This is a genomic window from Rapidithrix thailandica (assembly GCF_039710355.1).
GTDB classification, from domain to species: domain Bacteria; phylum Bacteroidota; class Bacteroidia; order Cytophagales; family Flammeovirgaceae; genus Rapidithrix; species Rapidithrix thailandica.
Map to the genome: position 1 here is coordinate 213,173 of NZ_JBDKWZ010000001.1, position 20,627 is coordinate 233,799.

General features: G+C 43.5%; 14 protein-coding genes. 6 read left to right on the forward strand and 8 right to left on the reverse strand.

Going from position 1 to position 20,627, the window contains the following annotated elements:
* Positions 1 to 512: 512 nt before the first annotated feature.
* Both AAG747_RS00725 and AAG747_RS00730 read right to left on the reverse strand, forming a co-directional pair.
* Positions 513 to 1,424, reverse strand: a complete 912-nt coding sequence (locus tag AAG747_RS00725; RefSeq protein WP_346819195.1) for a metallophosphoesterase family protein — start codon at positions 1,422 to 1,424, stop codon at positions 513 to 515.
* 334 nt (positions 1,425 to 1,758) lie between these two features.
* The gene (locus AAG747_RS00730; protein ID WP_346819196.1) at positions 1,759 to 3,147 is read right to left on the reverse strand and encodes an SLC13 family permease; all 1,389 of its coding nucleotides are present in this window, start codon (positions 3,145 to 3,147) and stop codon (positions 1,759 to 1,761) included.
* A gap of 260 nt (positions 3,148 to 3,407) precedes the next feature.
* Between AAG747_RS00730 and AAG747_RS00735 the strand changes: the two genes are divergently transcribed.
* The 3 genes from AAG747_RS00735 to AAG747_RS00745 all read left to right on the forward strand — a co-directional run bounded on the left by AAG747_RS00735 (position 3,408) and on the right by AAG747_RS00745 (position 7,621).
* Positions 3,408 to 4,142, forward strand: coding sequence for a class I SAM-dependent methyltransferase (locus tag AAG747_RS00735; RefSeq protein WP_346819197.1), 735 nt, complete (start codon positions 3,408 to 3,410; stop codon positions 4,140 to 4,142).
* A 497-nt stretch (positions 4,143 to 4,639) separates the two neighbouring features.
* On the forward strand, positions 4,640 to 6,103 hold the full coding sequence (betB, locus tag AAG747_RS00740) for a betaine-aldehyde dehydrogenase (RefSeq protein WP_346819198.1): 1,464 nt from the start codon (positions 4,640 to 4,642) through the stop codon (positions 6,101 to 6,103).
* A 27-nt stretch (positions 6,104 to 6,130) separates the two neighbouring features.
* On the forward strand, positions 6,131 to 7,621 hold the full coding sequence (locus tag AAG747_RS00745) for a GMC family oxidoreductase (protein ID WP_346819199.1): 1,491 nt from the start codon (positions 6,131 to 6,133) through the stop codon (positions 7,619 to 7,621).
* A 133-nt stretch (positions 7,622 to 7,754) separates the two neighbouring features.
* On the opposite strand, the gene AAG747_RS00750 is transcribed toward AAG747_RS00745, so the two are convergent.
* Positions 7,755 to 9,383: a high affinity choline transporter 1 gene (locus AAG747_RS00750; RefSeq protein WP_346819200.1), complete on the reverse strand. Its 1,629-nt coding sequence runs from the start codon at positions 9,381 to 9,383 to the stop codon at positions 7,755 to 7,757.
* Positions 9,384 to 9,925: 542 nt separating this feature from the next.
* On the opposite strand from AAG747_RS00750, the gene AAG747_RS00755 reads away from it, so the two are divergent.
* From AAG747_RS00755 to AAG747_RS00765, 3 genes are all read left to right on the forward strand, one after another.
* Positions 9,926 to 10,621 (forward strand): DUF4331 family protein, encoded by a 696-nt coding sequence (locus AAG747_RS00755; RefSeq protein ID WP_346819201.1) that lies wholly within the window; start codon positions 9,926 to 9,928, stop codon positions 10,619 to 10,621.
* A 35-nt stretch (positions 10,622 to 10,656) separates the two neighbouring features.
* On the forward strand, positions 10,657 to 11,511 hold the full coding sequence (locus tag AAG747_RS00760) for a DUF4331 family protein (RefSeq protein ID WP_346819202.1): 855 nt from the start codon (positions 10,657 to 10,659) through the stop codon (positions 11,509 to 11,511).
* 84 nt (positions 11,512 to 11,595) lie between these two features.
* Positions 11,596 to 12,921 carry a tetratricopeptide repeat protein gene (locus AAG747_RS00765; protein ID WP_346819203.1) on the forward strand — a complete coding sequence of 442 codons (1,326 nt, stop codon included), beginning with the start codon at positions 11,596 to 11,598 and terminating at the stop codon, positions 12,919 to 12,921.
* An 88-nt stretch (positions 12,922 to 13,009) separates the two neighbouring features.
* Here the strand turns inward: AAG747_RS00765 and AAG747_RS00770 are convergent, their stop codons facing one another.
* The 5 genes from AAG747_RS00770 to AAG747_RS00790 all read right to left on the reverse strand — a co-directional run bounded on the left by AAG747_RS00770 (position 13,010) and on the right by AAG747_RS00790 (position 20,492).
* Positions 13,010 to 16,246 carry a S41 family peptidase gene (locus tag AAG747_RS00770; protein WP_346819204.1) on the reverse strand — a complete coding sequence of 1,079 codons (3,237 nt, stop codon included), beginning with the start codon at positions 16,244 to 16,246 and terminating at the stop codon, positions 13,010 to 13,012.
* 243 nt (positions 16,247 to 16,489) lie between these two features.
* Complete coding sequence (locus AAG747_RS00775) at positions 16,490 to 17,389, reverse strand: metal ABC transporter permease (protein WP_346819205.1); 900 nt, start codon at positions 17,387 to 17,389, stop codon at positions 16,490 to 16,492.
* Between the two features lie 30 nt (positions 17,390 to 17,419).
* Positions 17,420 to 18,718: a metal ABC transporter permease gene (locus tag AAG747_RS00780; RefSeq protein WP_346819206.1), complete on the reverse strand. Its 1,299-nt coding sequence runs from the start codon at positions 18,716 to 18,718 to the stop codon at positions 17,420 to 17,422.
* A 10-nt stretch (positions 18,719 to 18,728) separates the two neighbouring features.
* Positions 18,729 to 19,520 (reverse strand): metal ABC transporter ATP-binding protein, encoded by a 792-nt coding sequence (locus AAG747_RS00785; protein WP_346819207.1) that lies wholly within the window; start codon positions 19,518 to 19,520, stop codon positions 18,729 to 18,731.
* Positions 19,521 to 19,559: 39 nt separating this feature from the next.
* Positions 19,560 to 20,492: a metal ABC transporter solute-binding protein, Zn/Mn family gene (locus AAG747_RS00790; RefSeq protein ID WP_346819208.1), complete on the reverse strand. Its 933-nt coding sequence runs from the start codon at positions 20,490 to 20,492 to the stop codon at positions 19,560 to 19,562.
* Positions 20,493 to 20,627: the final 135 nt, after the last annotated feature.

Sequence of the window (20,627 nt, forward strand, 5' to 3'; positions counted from 1 at the left end):
AAATAAATTGAACCACATAGAGCACAATAGGATACATAGATTTTGGAAAGTGAGGGTTGGTAATTTCCCTACTGTGTTCCTATGTTACTACTGTGGTTCTAAATAAATTGAACCACATAGAGCACAATAGGATACATAGATTTTGGAAAGTGAGGGTTGGTAATTTCCCTACTGTGTTCCTATGTTACTACTGTGGTTCTAAATAAATTGAACCACATAGAGCGCAATAGGATACATAGATTTTGGAAAGTGAGGGTTGGTAATTTCCCTACTGTGTTCCTATGTTACTACTGTGGTTCTAAATAAATTGAACCACATAGAGCGCAATAGGATACATAGATTTTGGAAGGTGAGGGTTGGTAATTTCCCTATTGTACTTCTATGTTACTATTGTGGTTCTAAATAAATTGAACCACATAGAGCACAAAAGGACACATAGATTTTGAATGTGGATAAAAATCACCGGGTAAATAGACTTCCCGGTGACTATGGGTTACAGTTTAAAATAATCCTTAAAAACTATGCGAAATATATTCATTGGTCACTGTTCCGTCACTGTACAGATCGATGATGGCATAGCCGGGAGGGGTCTGTAAATAATAAGATTTCCCGGCCGAGTTTTTATCGCCTTCTTCCCACCAAAAACCGCTCAAGGCACCATTACAATAGTAGGAGACATCGTTGTAAACCACCTTGTCCAACAAGTGGATATGCCCGCTGACACATGACTTGACTTTGTCTTTGTGTTGGTAAAACAAATCGATCAGGTATTTATAATCGGTGTGCATGCCTCCGCCATCCAAGTGGGTACAGGCAGCCAGCAGCGGGTAATGACTCATAATCAACACCGGGGTATTGGCGGGGAGAGCTGCTAAGTCTTTCTCCAACCATTCGCGCTGCGCCTCATCGAGCGAACCGGCATTTTTGTTGTTGCTGTCGAGAACGATAAAGTGCCAGTCGTTTTTATCAAAGCTATAATAACGGCCCGGTATGTCCAGCTGCTTCACCACATGATTTTTCCCATACATCTCATCCGACTTGTCGGGGGCGGCCCACCACATGTCGTGGTTCCCCAGGCAACTGTATACCTCATATTCTTTGATGGATGCTCTGCACTGGCTCCATATCTGCCATTGTTCGTTGACACGCTCCCGGGTAATATGGCTATAGTCTGCGGCATAAATGGTGTCCCCGCCATTCAGGAAAAAATCAGGTTTGTGCTTGCGAACCTCCTCCATGCATTTTTCAAAACGCTTTGGAGCATCATGCTCCGGGCGGATATGTACATCGGTAATATGGGCAATTCTCAATACCCTTTTCGATTTGCCTTTTTTGGCCGTTGAGGCCATTGCCTGAGGAGAAAGCGCGGTGGCGCCTGCCAATACCGCCATGGATTTTATGGCGGACCTTCGGTTAGATTTCATTGGTTGTAAGTTTTATTTTTGTGAATATTAGTTACTCTTTATTTATGAAAATCAACTTGTCCAATTTAGGGCTTGTGCTCGACCTTTTGCCCCTTCTATCAGGTTCTGTTATCGTTCACTAAGTTGATTTGTAAAAAAAAAGATTTTTTTCCGAATAGCCTTAGCAGGAGGAAAGAATTCAAGTAAGGTTCATAAAGTTAGTCCCTTCCTTAGGCATTCATGCCCGGATTAAAACTTCCAATTGAGTGATTGTTTCGCTTTGCTCTTTTCAAATAAAGGGTGAAATTTAAACATGTTTTAAAGCTGTTACCACCAGGCTAATTCGTCTTAAAACTTAAATCTCCCAAAGCAAAGGCAGCACAAACCAGACAAACAAAAAGATGACGCCAATGGAGAAGAGGTTTAACCAGACGCCGGCTTTGATCATTTCTCCGATCTTGATTCTCCCCGATCCGAATACCACCGCATTGGGAGGGGTAGCCACCGGAAGCATAAAGGCACAGGAAGACGCTAACACCGCCCCGACCAACAAAGTCATTGGGGAGACTTTCAGCGAGGTGGCGAGCGTGATCAGTAGTGGTAAAATCATACTGGCTGTAGCAGTATTCGAAGTGATTTCGGTGAGAAAATTAATACAGGCTACTACAATCAATAAGACTAAAAAGATAGGGATAAAATTCAAGGTCAGAAACTGATTGGCCAACCAGCTAGTAAGGTCGGTGCTGGAAAAACCCTTTGCAATGGACAAGCCTGCTCCAAAGATCAAGAGTACTCCCCAAGGGAGTTTTTTGGCGGTGTTCCAGTCCATCAGGTAGGTTTTTTCTTGGCCGGAAGGGATGATAAACAAAATGACTGCTCCGAAAATCGCGATGATGGTATCGTTGACCTGCGGGATGAATTTGACAATGACAAAAGAGCGGCTGATCCACAACAGGGCGACTAAGGCAAATACAATGGCTACCCGTTTTTGAGGGGTGGTAAGGGCTTCGGGAGCCTTAAAATGATAAGTAAAACCTTTCATTTCGGATGGAATGTTGGCGGTGAGGTATAGCCAAGTGACCACAATTAAAAAAGATGAGAACGGTAAGGCAAACACCATCCATTCTCCAAAAGGAATTTCTACACCTAATGAATCTTTCATGACCCCTGCAAAAATGATATTAGGAGGAGTGCCAATCAACGTAGCCATCCCTCCGATGGAAGCCGAATAAGCAATGCCTAAGAGTAAATGCTTTGAAAATAGATTGTTGTTATTCTCCGAGCCGATCACTGATAAAGCAATGGGTAACATCATGATGGAGGTGGCCGTATTGGAAATCCACATGGATAAAAATGCTGTGGCCAGCATAAAACCCAGAATGACTTTTTTAGGGCTGTTGCCAATCAGCCGGATAATGGTAAAAGCAATCCTTTGGTGAAGCAGCCACTTTTCAATGGCCAAGCCGATCATAAATCCCCCCATAAATAAAAAGATATAAGGATGTCCGTATGATGCGGTGACTTCCCCGATCTTTAAGCCTTGGGAAAGCGGTAACAACAAGATAGGAAGCAAAGAGGTAACTTCCAGTTCCACGGCTTCCGTAATCCACCAAATAGCCACCCAGGCAGTGGTGGCCAACACCGTTTGGCCTTCGTAGGAAAGGTCTTCGAAAGTGAGAGATTTTATAAGGATAAATGCAACAGGGCCGGCAAGTAAAGTTAGTATCTTTTTATAGTTGATCATTTCATTTCTTTTGTGGAGTACAACCAGCCTCAATATACCAAAAGTTGACTAGAGGTTCCATTCGGTCAGATGGTTTATCCTTCAAGTGGATAGTTCTTGTCTATGGATAACTACTGGTTGGGGTTGAGAGAAGTTGAATTTACGTATGTAAAAGATGTTCTGGATATTAATATTTATTTACAAATAACAATGTGCAGATGTAGCTTCTTTTATGTTTGTATTAATGAAACTCTTTCGTTTTATCTAATACTACCCATGATATGCATACTTTGCTCGAGAAGATTTTTGCGTCCAAAGCATTTGTCAATTCAAATAATGAATTGGTCGAAGTGCATTCGGAAACGTCCCAATACCAATGTGAATTCCTGCAAAAGATCATTATTGACAATCATTTTTCTCAATCCATTGAAATAGGGTTTGCTTATGGGATTTCCACTTTAGCCATTTTAGAAGTGGTTTCAAAAAATGCAGGGAGGCATTTTGTCATTGACAAATTCCAACATTCGGGATGGGGAGATAATGGCTTGGATTTGATAAAGCAAGCGGGATACCAAGAGTTTCTCGATTTTTCAGATGATTTTTGTTATGAAATCTTGCCTAAACTTCATTTTGACAACCGGAAATTTGATTTTGCCTATATCGATTCCAGTAAGCAATTTGATTGGATTTTGGTGGACTTTTTTTACCTGGACAAAATTCTGCAAACCGGAGGAGTGGTTGTGTTTGATGATGTGAGCTTTCCAGGGATACGGAAGGTTTTGCGGTATGTCTCTCAGTTTCCGAATTATGAAGTGTATGCCCAATTTCCGCCTAACCAAGAAGAAACCTCGTTGCGTAAGTTGGCCAATCTGTTAACGAAATTACCTAAGACAGACAAAATTTTAAAAGAGGAGCTTTTGTTGAGCGATCAACAACTTGGGATTAATTCCCGTTGTGTGGCTTTGCGCAAAACAGGGGAAGACCAACGAAATTACGATTGGCATGTGAGTTTTTAATTTTTTTGAAATTGAATGTAAATACTGGAAAGGTGCTTTTTTTCAGTGTTTGCTAAAAGAGTAAGCCGCTTGACGCTGAAGTGATTCACACGTATAGTTCTTGACCGAACATGGAATCAAAATCGGCTCATCAAGGCACTAAAGCTATTGTTGAAAAAAGTAACACAGAGGAGGCGTTTTTAAAGCATTTTTTAAGAAAAAGAAAAAGGTTAATTTACTTCACTAGGCGAGCAATCTGTAACTCTCATCCATAGGTGAAAACCTCACTCCTGATGTTGCCAAACCTTGTACAGTGATAGGGCGGTAGCCTTTTCTCTCACTTCTTGTATTGTATACAACCTATTCATGTCAAATTTCAAGATCACGCTTTTGGGTGACTGTCGGATAAGCATTAGTTTTGTGGGAATTTTCAAAGTATTAGGACTTGCTATGCTCAACAAATGCACTCATTTGCAAGTCCCCTTCAAGGTATTCATTGTCACAAGATCATTTTACAAATGAAGAAAATACAACATTTTATCGATGGAGAGCTGGTTTCCTCATCTTCATCTAATACGTTCTATACAACGAACCCGGCTACCGGTCAAGTGGTGGGTGAAGTGTATCAGGCGACTGAAAAAGAAGTAGAACAGGCAGTGACTGCGGCACGAAAAGGTTGGGAAGTGTGGTCGGAAACACCAGGTGCCGAACGAGCAAAAGTTCTTTTGAAAGCAGCCCGACTTTTACGGGAACGCAATGAAGAGCTGGCAAAACTGGAAGTGTTGGATACGGGTAAACCTTATGCCGAAGCGGTGGAGGTTGATATTCTCTCAGGTGTGGAAGCCATAGAGTTTTTTGCGGGAATTGCCGCCTCTATTCATGGTGAACATTATGACTTGGGTGGTTCCTTTGCCTATACCCGGAGAGAATCTTTGGGGGTTTGTGCGGGCATCGGGGCATGGAATTACCCGATCCAGATTGCGTGTTGGAAATCAGCTCCGGCCTTGGCTTGTGGAAACAGTATGGTGTTTAAACCAGCCGAACTGACTCCGATGACGGCTTTGGAATTAGCCAAAATTTATAAAGAAGCCGGCTTGCCGGATGGTGTGTTTAACGTGATCCAGGGAGATGGCGAAGTGGGCAAAGCCCTGACCGAACATCCTGATATTGCCAAAATTTCCCTGACAGGCGAAGTGGGTACCGGTAAGAAAGTGATGGCAGCCAGTGCTGCTACTTTGAAAAAGGTAACCTTGGAATTAGGTGGGAAATCACCGATTCTCGTCTTTCCGGATGCGGATTTGGATGAAGCCGTTTCAGGTGCCTTGTTGGGTAACTTTTATACCCAAGGAGAAATCTGTTCCAATGGCACGAGGGTGTATGTGCACAAAGAGGTAAAGGAGCAATTTTTGGAAAAATTGTTAGCGCGTACCCGGAAACTGAAAATAGGAGATCCGACTGATGCTACTACTGATGTGGGGGCTTTGATCAGCGAAGAGCATATGGAGAAAGTGTTGAAGTATATTGAATTAGGAGAGCAAGAAGGTGCCCGTAAGCTTTGTGGTGAGGGGCGTGTACAGTTTGAGCAAAGTTCTCCTTTGAACGGAGGGTATTTTGTAGAACCTACCATCTTTGATGCTTGTACGGAGGAGATGCGCATTGTACAGGAAGAAATCTTCGGGCCGGTGATGTCCGTGTTGGAGTTTGAAGAGGAGAAGGAAGTGATACAAAGGGCCAATAATACACCTTTTGGCTTGGCCGCCGGAGTGTTTACCCGGGACTTACAAAGGGCCCACCGGGTAGTGAAGCGGTTGCAGGCAGGAGTCTGTTGGATCAACACCTATAACATTACCCCTGTGGAAGTACCTTTTGGCGGATATAAACAATCCGGTATCGGGCGCGAAAATGGCCTGGCCGCCATTGAACATTACACCCAACTCAAAACGGTATATGTGGAAATGAACGGTGTGGATGCACCTTATTGATTATATAATTAATTGACCTGATTACTTATGAAATTTGATTTTGTCGTAGTGGGAGGAGGTTCTGCCGGAGTGGTGACGGCCTACCGCCTGGCGGAACAAAACCTGGGAACTGTGGCTTTGATAGAAGCCGGACCAAATGATAAGAATATTGAAAAAGTATTAGAGTTGCGCAGGTGGCCGGAATTGCTGGAAAGTGAATTGGATTACGATTACGCCATTGAACCGCAGCAAAACGGAAACAGCGCGATGCGACACAGCCGGGCAAAAGTACTGGGGGGATGTAGTTCTCATAACTCTTGTATTGCCTTTCAGGCCCCTGATTATGATTTTGAAAATTGGGCAAGTTTGGGCGTTGAAGGTTGGGATGTGGCTACCGTCAGGGCTAGTTATAATAAAATGCTTTCCAAAGTAAACCTGGAAGCTTCCGACTCGAACAATGCTTGTGGTAAGGCCATGATAGAAGCGGCCAACACTTATGGGATTCCCGAAGTAAAATTCCCGCAAGGGCATTATGAAGAAGGCGCAGGTTGGTTTCAGTTGAATAAAAAAGGAGGCACCCGGCATTCCAGTTCCGTGGCTTATTTGCATCATAGTGAGCAAGTGCCTGAAAACCTGACAGTACTTTGTGATACCAAAGTAAGTCAAATTGTATTGGATGAAGAGCGGGTGGTTCAAGCCATTGAAACCAATCAAGGAAGAATTGAAATAGGAAAAGAACTGGTCGTCAGCACAGGGGCGATTGACACGCCTAAATTGTTGATGTTATCAGGGATAGGCCCTAAAAAACACCTGGAAGAAATCGGTATTTCTGTAAAAGTAGATTTACCCGGTGTAGGTGAAAATTTGATCGATCATCCTGAGGGAGTGATTGTGTGGGAAGCAAGCCAGTCTGTTCCCAAAGAAACAGCACAAGAATATGAGATCGGTTTGTTTTGTAAAGTAGAACAAGAAGCGCCTATTGCCGACTTGATGTTTCATTTTGGCACGGTAGCATTCGATATGCACACTGTACCCAATGGGTATCCTACCAGTGAGAATGCTTTTTCGCTTACGCCAAATGTGATGCGGGCCAAAAGCCAAGGAACTATTCGATTGCGTTCGGCTAATCCGGCCGATGCTCCTTTGGTAGATCCTAAATATTTTACCGATGCGGAAGGCTACGATCAGAAGATCATGGTGGAAGGTATCAAAGTAGCCCGGAAGCTGATGGAGCAACCGGCCATGAAGGCTTGGGTAAAACGTGAGTTGGCCCCGGGGGCAGAGGTGCAAACCGATGAGGAAATTTTTGAATACATTAAAAAAACACACAACACAGTATACCACCCAGCAGGAACTTGCAAGATGGGAAATCCGGAAGAAGAGCTTACAGTAGTAGACAGCGCTTTGAAAGTGAAAGGCGTAAAAGGTTTGCGTGTGGCGGATGCTTCCGTATTTCCTGCGATGGTGAGTACCAACCCTAATCTTACCTGTATGATGATTGGGGAGCGTTGTGCGGAATTGATCGGAGAAGAATATTAATAAAGAAATCAGGATTGATGATGTGATTCGTCCTTTTTTGTTATTGATACTAATTGTGATAAACTAAAAGCAGCCCGTCATGAATCATGCGGGCTGTTCTTGTTGAAGTTGTCAGATAATTCGATTTCTGGTGCTAATCTTTACAAGGCACCAATGGTGTAGCAGGACATGTTTTTTGGGTGAGTCTGGAAACAATAAGAATGGTGATCAAACTGGAAGCCATTGCCATTGTCCGGAATGGAAACAATACTTCACCGTTTTCAATCATCGGATACGGTAAAAATGGCTCTAATCCAAAGGCCGCTTCCCCGCCACCCATACGAAGGAATAAAGCCACGGCAAATCCACTGATCGATCCGTATACATTGGCCTTTTTATCAAACAATGCAGTGGTGAGTTGAGGAAAGAGAATACAATACACAAAATCACTGCACAAAGACCATAGTACGTAAACGCTTTTTACTTGCAATGCCAAGAGGGTTGCCGAAATGCCGATGATCCAGATACTCCGCTTGATAATTTTGGGAAGGTGTTTTTTAGGATCTTGTTTTTTTATAAAAAGAGGTTTGTACACATTCCAGGTAAACATGGAAGAAGCCGAAAGAATCGAAGAGTCCGCTGAAGACATGACTGCGGCCGCAATTGCTCCCAAACCTACGGTGGCTACCAAAGGAGGTGTGAGGTAGCGTACCGCATAGGGCAAGGTCAAAGCCGCTTCTTCGGGTGGGTTGATGCCTATGGCATTCCAGTCGACTACATTTCCGATCATACCGATCAACACGGCAGGGATAGCAGCCAAAATACAGACAAACCCGGCAATGATGGATAACCGTTTGGCTGTTTTGGCATCTTTAGAGGAAAGCACCCGTTGAAAATATACTTGCCAGGGAATTCCTCCGAAAGTGAGTAATAAAGCATAGTCCCACCATTGCCAATAGGTGTTGCCCCATGCCGCATCGTTCCATCCCTTCCAAGGAGGAAGCAATGAAGTGCCCTGATTTTGACTATATGTATTCCAGGTTTCTGCCAAGCCCCCTGTGTGGTCTAAGGCAAAAGGCAGAATGACAAACAACCCTGCTAATAACAAAATCATTTGAAAAATATCCGTAAGCGCCACTGCCCATAAGCCACCGATGGCGGTGTAAATAATAGCAATGGTAGCTGATAGCAAGATAGAGGTGTTAAAATCCAAAGACAGGACCGTGCCGAAGGTAGTACCCAGTGCGGTCAGGATGGCTGCCGTCCAGAACACTTCCCCACTCAATGCCGGTAAAAATAAAACAGCGGTCATTTTTTTGCCGAAACGTTGGCTCAAAGGATCCAGCATGGTTTTGAAACGGTAGGTACGCATCTTGCCGGCAAAAAATAGCCCTCCGATAATCAAGCTCAGTGCATAGCCCCAAGGTGCTTGTACCCACGCCAATCCACTGGAAGCGGTGTATTCGGCGGTTCCGTTGATATAGCCTCCGCCTACCCAGGTGGCACTCATAGTGAATACTGCAATACCAACAGGCATAGAGCGTCCGGCCAATAGCAATTGGTTGAGATTGTTGGACGATTTAAGACTGGAAGCATACATGCCCAAGTAAAAGATCAATCCGTAGAATACAACCATTGAAATAAAGCCCGGCCAGTATACGGGACTGCCATAATAGTCGAGTCCCAAGCCTATCAATAATAAGATAATGATTAAGGTTAAAGAAGGAGTTATTTTTGAATTGCTACTTGTAGGGGAAATGATTCCCGTCAATAGTTTGATCATCTACTCTTTAATTTTTCTATGTTCTATGCAACGTATATCTTAAGCTTGTTCCCCTCTGCCTTATTGCCGTATAAGACGCTAATCATCTTAAATGAACGGTTTTGCTGAAATTATGACCGTAAAAGAAGGAAATGTAGTTTGCTTTTTTAGTATACTCTAAAAAGACCAGCTTCGAAATTAAATATTTCATTGTACAGAACCAAATAGTATACAAGAACGATAAGACTGTAGGTTGTTAAATAATACTGTGATAAATGACTTCCTACATAGGACCCGGCTTCTTCTGGTTAAGTTGAATAGAACATAATAGCTTTCTTTGTCAATGAAAACCTTAAGTTAAGAGATAACTTTTTCTAATTTTTTTAAACCCCTCTTTTTCTATTCTCATAGCCTGTTTATTTCAAAATAATAGACAAGGTTCTCTATGCTTGTTTTTGAAGTGTAAGGAGGATTTTCTTGGAAAAATTAATATATAAAAATCCGGTAACAACCTATACTTCGTATGTACAGTCAAATCAAGTCATTCACTAAAACAACTCACTATGAAACGCATAATGCTAACATTGGCTGTTGTATGTGCAATAGCGATAGGGGTATACCTGATTGCGGCAGATCATCTCGATGCTCCGGCGGTAGGCTCTTTGGCCGAAGGAAGTTCGTTGGCGGATATTACCGATTATTATGCTTTTGAAAGCCCTGATAATGCAGATAATTATGTGTTTGTCTGTAATGTGTCAGGCCTGACAGCACCCAGTGCTACGGCCGCAGCTTCTTTTGATGAGGAGGTGATGTATGAATTTAATATTGATACGGATGCGGATAATGTGGAAGACCTGGTGATTCAAGCGCTTTTCAGAGATGGAAAAGTGATTGCTTTTGGTCCCATAGCTCCTTCTGAAACAGGCCGGACCAGTAGGATCGAAAATGAAGCCAACCGGGTGGAATCGGAAATCAGCACTTATAATGAGGAGATACAAATAGGAGAAGCCAATGGCATGAAAGTCTTTGCCGGGCCCAGGGACGACCCGTTCTTTATGGATTTTTTCCGGTTTGTTGCCATTGTGAACGGAGTAGCCAAAGGAACACCGGATGGCGAAGACCCTACGGCTTTTAACAACCCCGGACAGGATACGTTTGCCGGTACCAATGTATTGTCAGTGGTGGTGGAAGTACCCAAAGATATGCTGGGAGATACGAATACCTTTACCTCTTGGGTAGAATCCAAACGGAAAATGTAAACCTTATTTCTTACCCTTCTAAACCCTAACAAGACATGAAAAACCTGAATAAAATAGTTGCCTGTTTGTGGATTATGAGCGTGCTGATGACAATGGCTTGTAAAGACGATGACGATGATGTGGCCCCAAGAAATGAACCCAAAGCAAGTGCAGGAGACAGCCAGTCGGTAGACCTGGAAAAACGGGTAATCCTGGATGGCTCCGCTTCGATGGGAAGTAGCCTGACATATGCCTGGGAACTGACCGATCCCAATGGAAGCAACGCCACTTTAACGGGTCTGGATACGGATATGCCTTCTTTTATTGCCAAGATGGCGGGAACCTATACAGCTACCCTGACAGTGAGCAATAGTGAGGGGAGCAATACGGCTTCGGTGAACATTGTGGTGACCAATCCGGAATATGTATTGGCTGATCAAATGGGGCGACCTGCGATCAATACCGTATTTAACTTTTTTGGCGATGCCGAGGCAAAAAACAATTATAACCAAACGCTGCCTTCGGAAGGGGCCGGAAATGCGATGGCATTTGAAGGTATTTTGGATGCATTGCAAGAGTACATCGGGCTGGACTCGGAGAGCTATACGAATGTTTTAGGCTTGGATAATACCACTACGGCTACGGTTTTGGCAACAGATGTATTGGGTTCGAATAAAACGGCAGCGTCTACTTACGGCCCTTCGGACCTGAACAATATCAAAGTAGGGGAGAATGTATTGAACGGTCGTGGATTAAGCGATGACGTAGTGGATGTAACCTTGATACTGGCTTTGGCCGGAAATGACCTTAATAATTTGAATGATACGCAAAAAGGGTTAATCAGTGATAATGTACAGGCCAATGACAAGGCATTTTTAACTCAATTTCCATACCTGGCATCACCTCATTAAATGTGATCGATTATCCGCATGTAAAAGTTATGCCTTTGTGATTCTTTTACCCGTTTCAATTCTTCTTCCTTAGATCATTTTCTCATGAAAAAAATAGTAATTCTTCTGATCTTGTTGGTTGCGGCTGTCTGGGCTTTGTTCCAATGGCAGGTTACCAAAGTAGAGTCATTGTCCGAAACGATCACCCACAGGCAGGATTATACCCGGTATTTGAAACAGAATTATGAGCCGGAACCTTCGGAAAAACTGGATGCTGAAATTACTTTTTGGTTGGATAAACTTGATAAACAACCGGAGGGCTTTTTGTATATGGAAAAGGCTGCGGCCTTGCTGAGCCGGAAGTATAAACTCCTTGGGAATCTAAAGGATATCCAATTGTCGGACAGTCTTTTGCATAAAGCAAATACTTTTCTGAAAGGAAAAAAGAAAATCAATAATTACCTGTTGCTTTCTGCCAATGCCATTGGGCAACACCGGTTTCAGCAGGCAAAGAGCTATGTAGAAAAAGCATTAAACCTGGAGCCTTTTAATTTTTCCACAATGCTCATGGCATTTGATGCCTATATGGAAACCGGAGCTTTTGAACCTGCTGAAAACTTATTGAAGCATGCGTATGCACCCACTTCCTTTGATTACTTAATTCGCGCGGCAAAGTTTCAGGATCATCAAGGAAATTTGGATTCTGCTCTTTTTTTGATGGAAAAGGCCCAGGCAATTGCCGCCCAAAAGGGTTTGAAAGATAAGTACCTGTGGGTCAAAACCAATTTAGGCGATATGTATGGGCATGCAGGGCAATTTGAGAAATCGTATCACACTTATCTGGAAGTATTGGATGAAGGTGCTCATTCGCTGCATGCCATGAAAGGAATTGCCTGGCTTGCTTTTTCCCACGATTTGAAAACAGATGATGCCAAGGAAATTTTATCCTTTATTCTAACACAAAGAAAATCACCGGATGTCTATTTGACCTTGGCAGAGATTGCCGAATTTGAAAATGACAGAAAAGAAAGAGCGAAACAGTTGGCTTTGTTTGAAAAAGAGACCTATGAACCGGGCTATTTTGAGATGTACCGACCCTCTCGGGTAGCTTTAGTGGCTGAAGAGGAGGATGTTCAAACGGCTATCGCCTTAGCACAAGATGAAATAAACAATCGCTCTACTCCCAGTGCTTATTTGCTATTGGCCAGGACTTATGCCAGAGGTCAAATGTTTGACAAAGCATTGGCCATTGTAGAAAACCATGTGGTGGGGGAAACTTTCGAACCCTCTCTTCTTTATCAATCAGCCTTGATCTATCAGTCGGCAGGTTTGAAACATCAGGCAGAGCAACTTTTTGAAGAGGCTTTGCAAAGTTCTTTTGAGTTGGGGCCGGTAGTCGTGCAGAATATTAGATTGCAATTGACAAAGTGAATAAACCCCGGCTTTTGATTCAGGATAACGGATACGAAAAACGCCTCGCTAATGAACGAGGCGTTTTTTATAGGATGCAAGTTAATACTTAGTTTTTCTCCGAATCAATTTGTTCGAGCAGCACATTTACTGCTTTTTGCAATTGCTCATCTCGGTGGTTGGCTTTACTCTCAGGAGTATTGTAAATCAAATAATCCGGTTCGGCCGGGATGTTCTCCATGTTTTTTCCGGTTTTCTTTACATACCAGGCCCGGAAAGGTACCCGCACGTAAGAACCGTCAATTAAACCTTGCCCTCCGGTAGAAATTACCGCTCCGAATGTAGGTACTCCAACCAATTTACCTAAGCCCAGCGTTTTGTAGGCATGAGAGAAAATTTCGGCATTGGAATAGCTATTGGCATTACACATGGCCACAGAGGGTTTGGTCCAGGTGGGGAAGGGCAAGCGCTCACCGTAAGGGTAATGTTTGGCAAATTTCTCGTTTTCGTCCAGGCTTTTCGCAGCCCCTCTGGGAATGGTATAAGCGTGCTGACGAACATCCAGTACTGCCATCAGGTAGTCAGTGGTCCAGCCACCGCCGTTGAAACGTACATCAATGACCAAACCTTCTTTGCCCAGGCCACTTGCGGTAAGCTCCCGTTCAAAGTTTTCAAAGCTTGGCCAGTTCATCCCACGGATATGGATATATCCTAAGCGTCCATTGGAGTATTTCTCGGTTAATTCTTTGCGTTGTTGTACCCACTCCTCATACAGTAAAGTAGAAATGGAGCCGCTTGGGCGAATGATCACTTCTCTTTTTTGTTTGTCTTTTCCTTCTACTTCCAACAACACCCTTTCATTGACGGTGTGTGTCAGCAAAGCATAAAAGTTTTCTCCGGCTTTTACTTCTGTTCCATTGACCGAAAGAATTACATCACCGGCTTCCAATTTGCTTTGAGAACGGTCTGCAGGGCTGTTTGGAATCACACGCTTGATTTTTACACCTTTAGCCAGTGGTTCAATATCAATTCCCAACAGTCCGGTGCGTTCTTGTTGTGTTTCCGCTTGGTCAGGGCCGTACATACCCATATGGCTGGCATTGAGTTGGCCAAGCATCAAGTTAAATACTTCGCGGAAGTCCCGCTTGGTGGATGCTTGTAATGCCCAGTTTTCGTATTTCTTCTTCAGTTGGTCCCAGTTGTTTCCGTGGAATTCCGGATCGTAGAAGCGCTTGTTTAAGGTGCGCCATCCCTCGTCAAAGATTTGTTTTTTCTCTGCGGTGTAATCGATTTGGATGCTGGCCGTAAATGAGAGGCTTTCTTGCGAGCCGCCTGAAGCTTTGATTCTGCCGATAGAGCCGCCTTTTCTGATGAAGTACAAATGACTGCCTTTAGGGCCTATGTTTACGGCAAATGGCGATTGACCTCCTGAGGTCATCGGCTTCATCTCCGTTCCGTCCCATTGGATTTGAAACAAATCTTGCTTGGCCTTGTAGCTCATTCTGCCGCTACGGTTGTTGACAAAGTAAAACGTTTTGCCATCATTGGAAATAGCCAGGCTAGATTCATTGCCCGGTAAACCTGTTACTTGAGCTAATCGTAAGTGAATGTTTTCAAAGTCAATCTGAATAGGAGGTAATTCCTCTTCTTTTTTATCTTTCTTGTCTCCTTTGTTTTCCTTTTTTGAAGGTTGGTCTTCTTCGAAATCTTCCCAGTCTTGTTTGGTTTTTTCCCAATCTTCTTTTTTCAACCAAACAAACCAAACATCGGCATCGCCATTGTTTCTGGAAGATAGGAAACCCAGTTTAGACCCGTCTTTACTCCATACAGGTTGAAAGTCCGGGCGTGGGTGTAAACTTACATTTACAGGTTTTTTACTATTATCTGCTGCGTGAATATATACTTCTTCGTTGAAGTTAAGGTCTTCTAAGGAGTAGGCCAACCATCGTGCATCCGGACTCCAGCTGACACCTCCGGGGTGTGCCCAGCCGTCTAACAATAACTTTTCGTTACTCAGTTTTCCTTCGGGACTGATTGAAGCCGTGATTAACGTGCCGCCTCCTCTGGTATAAGCAATTTTTTTGAAATCAGGAGAAATCACCGGTTGTGCCTCATCTTTTGCCGTTTTGGTGATTTGAAGAGTTTCGTGTTTTAAACTCTTGAATAAATCCGGCTGTTCGGGATTGGACGAGCGTACCATAAACAGGTCGTACTGGCCATTCCGGTCTGAGGTGAAGAGCAAAGTAGAATCATTTAACCAGGCAATATCCTGATCTCTTGCCTCACTTTTCGTTAATTGTACGGTTCTTCGTTTTTCTTTATCGTTTTCTTTGACGAAAATCTCACCACGAATGACCAAGGCCAGGTATTTGCCATTAGGCGAAACGGCATATTCCGAGGCATTATTAGAATAAGATTTGCGTTCGGTTGGGTCAAAGCGGTAATCCGTATTCAATTGTAGATTTACCTTTTGAGGATTTCCACCCTCAGCGTTCATTGTATAGATGTGGGCAAATTGCTCAAAGGCGATTTTTTTACCATCCCGGCTGATTTCCATATACCTTACTCCAAAGTCTTTATATGACGTCAAAGCTTCCGGGCTTCCCTGAGCTTTTCCATTATTGTCTAAAGCAAGTTTGAAGATATTGAATTTGCCATTGCGGGCACTGATAAACAAGAGGGTTTGGTCGTCTTTCCAAACGGGGTTAAAATCATGTCCGTCAAATTGAGTCAGTTGTTGAAAGCTTTTTTGCTGGTTATCATAAAGCCATATTTCCCGGTTAGCAGGACCTCTGTAAGCTTCACGGGCCAAACGGCAAGTACCTCGCACAAAAGCGATAAAGCGTCCGTTCGGAGAAGTTTTGGGCGTGAAACCCACTGCGTCAAAAAGACGGGTAGGAGTGCCGCCTTTGGCCGAAACCTGGCTCAACTCTCTTTCGCGCTCCACGTTTACATAGGTTCTGCGGGTTTCCATCTGCAGTTGTCCGTCTTTTGTCCACTCACTTATTTCATCACTGGATGAGTGATAAGTAATTCGTTGAGGCAGTCCGCCTTGGGTAGGAATGACAAAAATATCATCGTTCCCATAACGGTCGCTGCTAAAGGCAATTTGCGAGCCATCAGGGCTCCACTTGGGTAATTGATCATAGGCCTCATGAATAGTTAGCCTGCGAGGCTCTCCTCCTTGTGCATTGGCCACCCAAATATCCCCTTGATAGGAGAAGGCAATTTGTGATCCGTCCGGACTCAATGCCGGAAAGCGCACAAAAGGCACGGGATCTTGTGCCGCGGCCATATGAATGAGAAGGTTGATAAACAGTGTCGTTAAAATTGGAATTTTATACATTTTAAAATGTAAGTTTTGATTTAGTTGAATAAGGTGTATAAAACGGGGCTTGAAATTACTAAATCTTAAGGGTAAAAGTTGGGTTTAAGAGAAGTTTACCAATTTGTTAACGAATTTAATTGGAACGGAAAAAGCCGTAAGGGCTACGAGCAGCTCTTACGGCTTTTTACAGATGGCTTGATGGATTGAACTTCTTGTTGTTCAAAAAAGCCGTGAATGCTAGGCGGTTAGTGTGTTTGCATGTTAAGGACTATGTTTTGAAAAGCCGGCTTCCCGGATATGATGTGCGGCATCTTCCATACTTGTTTTCTCTTTGCCTTTTTTGATCAAAAGAGCGATAATGAATTCCAGGCCAATACAGCTGACCATGGCACCGGCAATAGAACCATTGACCCAACTACTCAAAAAATAGCCTCCGATAGCGGCCAAGATCCCGGACAGTACCGATAAGAGTAACATTTTAGGGAGGTTGTCGGTAAGCATATATGCGATAGCCGGCGGACCTACCAGAAAAGCAACTACCATAATGGCACCAACGGATTCGAAAGAGAGGACAGTCGTGAGAGATACTGCGGACATCAGGGAGTAATGCCAGAAACTGGTGGCTATGCCCAAAGTAGCAGCAAAAAGAGGGTCGAAACTAGTAAGTTGCAAACCTCTGTAACCCAGTATTATATACAATAAGATAATCACAAAATTGATGCTTAATATCCAAACCGTTTGAGGGCCCATGTTTTGTCCGTTTACTATCCAAGTATTGAGTGGGACATAGGCGATTTCTCCATAAAGGACACACTCTTGGTCCAAGTCGACTTTATCTGCGAAAGCGGAAACCAGAATAACGCCAATGGCAAATAACCAAGTAAATGCTACCCCAATGGCGGCATCAATTTGTAACTTCCCTTTCTTATTCAGTATCTCGATGATAATGGTGGTGAGTACACCGAATATCGCTGCTCCAATCAACATCGGTAGTGATGCACGGGTGTGAGCTACCAGATAAGCTAACACAATACCAGGCAGTACCGCATGGGAAATGGCATCGCCCACCATCGTCATCTTTCTAAGTAAGAGAAAGCAACCCAACAGTCCGCAAGTGGCGGCTACCAAAGCTCCGGTGAGTATGATCCAAAAGGCATCCATATACTATTTTTTTTTGAGTTAAAAGCCCTTTTATTCTTTGCCCTTGTAGGGTACGGGTGAGGCATGAGGGTCAACCAAAGGGTATTCCAGTTGTTTTTCCAATTCTCTTTCCAGTTCCGGGGTGATGATATGTTCAATGGCCTCGGCATCTTCATGTACATGGTCGGAGGGTAATTGCATATGTTTGGTCAAATAAATCTCCCATAAACGGTGGATTTTTGTTACTCTCCTTCCTTCTTCCACACCTGAAGGCGTTAAGGCCACTTCTTTTCCCGTTACGGTTACCAGGTTTTTCTTTTGTAAAATTATCAATCCTCTTTTGAGGTCCCGTGTAGGGATGGAGCGAGTATCCTGAATCAAATCAAATGCGCGATAACGTTGGTAAGCATCGTCCGTTTCTCCCAAGTGGTACAGGCATTTCAAAATGTTTTCCCCAAGAATTTGCTTTTTTACCCTGTTTTGAGTCTGTAATTCGTAGAGAATACCTCTTTTTTTTCCAAGTAAAACTGAAAACACGGTTAAAAGCGAAAGTACAGTGACAATCCAGGGGCCTGTGGGCATTTTGGGTAATGTATAGGAGATAAAAGTGCCCATCATTCCTGCAAAGATGGCAAATACCGCAGAGAGGAAAATCATCCATTTGAGGTTTTCGGTCCAGTACCGAGCTGCTGCGGCAGGGGTAATGAGCAAGGCTGCCATCAATATTACTCCTACGGCCTGAATGCCGATAGCGATGGCAAAAACGGTGAGTACGGAAATCAGCAACTCCATCCGCTTGACCGGAATTCCGATGGTGCCTGCATATTCCCGATCAAAGGTAATGAGAGTAAAGGCTTTGAAAAAGTAGATAACAACACTAATGAGTACCAAACTGAAAAGGCCAAATACCATGACATCTTCTTGGACCATGGCCGCTGCTTTCCCAAATAAAAACTTGTCCAAGCCCGATTGAGCGGCATTGCCTGAATTCTGAATAATGGATAACAACAGTACGCCAAAACCATAAAATACAGACAGCACCAAGCCTAGAGCAGCATCCGGTTTGAGTTTTGTCCGGGCGGTAATCATGTCAATACAAAACAGCCCTAACCAACCGGTAGTAAAAGCTCCTAACAGTAAAAAGAAGGGGTTTTTGGTTTGTGCAAGCATAAAAGCCAGGCAAATGCCTGGCAAGATGGCATGGGAAATGGCATCGCCAATCAGGGCGCGTTTTCTCAAAAAAGTAAACGTGCCGACCACACCCGAGCTCGCACTCATCAATACGACTGCCAGTAATACCCAACGTACATTGGGATCGTCCAGCAGCAAAAATTCAAAGAGATTTCCCATCGTATACCGTTTAATTTTTTTCTCTGACCGGGAATTTTTTTCGACCTAACAAATCGGCTACTTGGGTTAAGATGTTTAAGCGTCCGCCATAGGTCTGGTCCAGGATTTCGCTGGTGAAAACCTCTTCCGTTTTCCCGGAGGCAATCAACCGTGTGTTGATCATCACCAGCCAATCAAAGTACTGAGAGGCGGTTTGTAAATCATGATGGACTACAACTATGGTTTTGCCTTTGGATTTCATTTCGGTGAGCAAACTCATAATGGCCGATTCGGTTGCCGCATCCACACCTGCAAAGGGCTCGTCCAAAAGGTATAAATCCGCTTCTTGAGCCAAAGCCCTGGCAATGAATACTCTTTGTTGTTGCCCTCCGGAGAGCTGGGATATTTGCCGGTTTTTAAATTTCTCCAACTGTACTTTTCGAATACTTTCCAGAGCAATTTCCCTGTCAAGCCGGTTGGCCCGTTTGAAAATGTTTTTCCGGGTGTATCTTCCCATCAACACCGTATCGTATACACTGGCGGGAAAGTCCCAGTCCACCGAGTTTCGCTGTGGTACATAGGCTACCCGGTTTCTGACCTCTTCCAGGCTTTTATTAAATAATTTGACATAACCGCTGCCCGGTTTGATCAAGCCCATAATGGCTTTCAACATGGTCGTTTTTCCGGAGCCGTTAGGGCCGATGATGCCAATTAAATTTCCCTCCGGAAGTGTATAATCGATATTCCAGATAGCCGGCTTGTTTTGATAAGTAACCGTCAGGTTGTGTAATTCTATGACCGGATTAGGTACATGGGCGATCATAATTGAGTCTTTTTTCCGTAATGAATAAATTCCATTGTTCTATTTTAAAGAATGTACAATGGTGTTGACATTGGCTTTTACCATGCCGATATAGGTGCCTTCCGGAGTACCGTTAGCTCCCATAGCATCCGAAAACAATGTCCCCCCGATTTGTACCGGATGCCCTTGTTCCTGGCAGCCTGATACAACGGCTTCCAAGGATTTGGTAGGAACAGAAGATTCGACAAATACGGCTTTGATCTTTCGTTGTACAATATAATTTTTTAATTCAGTCACATCTTTTAAACCAAATTCCGCTACGGTGGAGATTCCTTGTAAGCCTCTCACTTCAATGTCATATGCTTTGCCAAAATAGGTAAATGCATCATGGGCCGTAATCATGACCCGGCTTTCTTGAGGGATGCTTGCAATTTGTGCAGAGGTCCACTCATGCAGGGACTGAAGTTGTTGTTCGTACTTTTTAAAGTTTTGCCGGTAAGCTTCACAATGTTCCGGATCTAATTCACAAAGCTTTTCAGGAACCGAGCGAATACTTTCCAGCCATAATGCTACATCAAACCATATATGAGGGTCATATGTTTTATGGTTTCCGTCTTGCGATACCACTATAAGTTTTTCTTCCTTCAGGTAACTGGCTACCGGGATGGTGGGTTTTTCATGATTTAGTTTATCCAAAACTTCTACCATTTTACCCTCTAAGTGTAAACCGTTATAAAAGATGGCGTCAGCCTCTCTCAGTTTGGACAAATCGTTCATGGTGGGTTTGTAGAGGTGTGGGTCTACCCCCGGGCCCATCAAAGCATCCACTTTGATAAAATCTCCGGCAATATTCCGGATAGCATCTCCCAGCATACCTGTAGTAGCGACTACATAGGGCGTGTCTTTTGAATGATTGGTTTGATCAGTAGAGGAATTACAGCCAGTTAAAAGAAGTGTGATACTAAATAGCAGTAGTAGGATATATTTCTTCATGAATTATTACAATATGAATTGGTTTTAAACAAAGGTAAATATATTTTTAGGTTTATCTAAAAATAAAAGCCAATACTTTTTTAAAAAAAGAGAGATAAAAAGATGAGGGTATTTGTCAGGAAAGCGCTTCTGAGT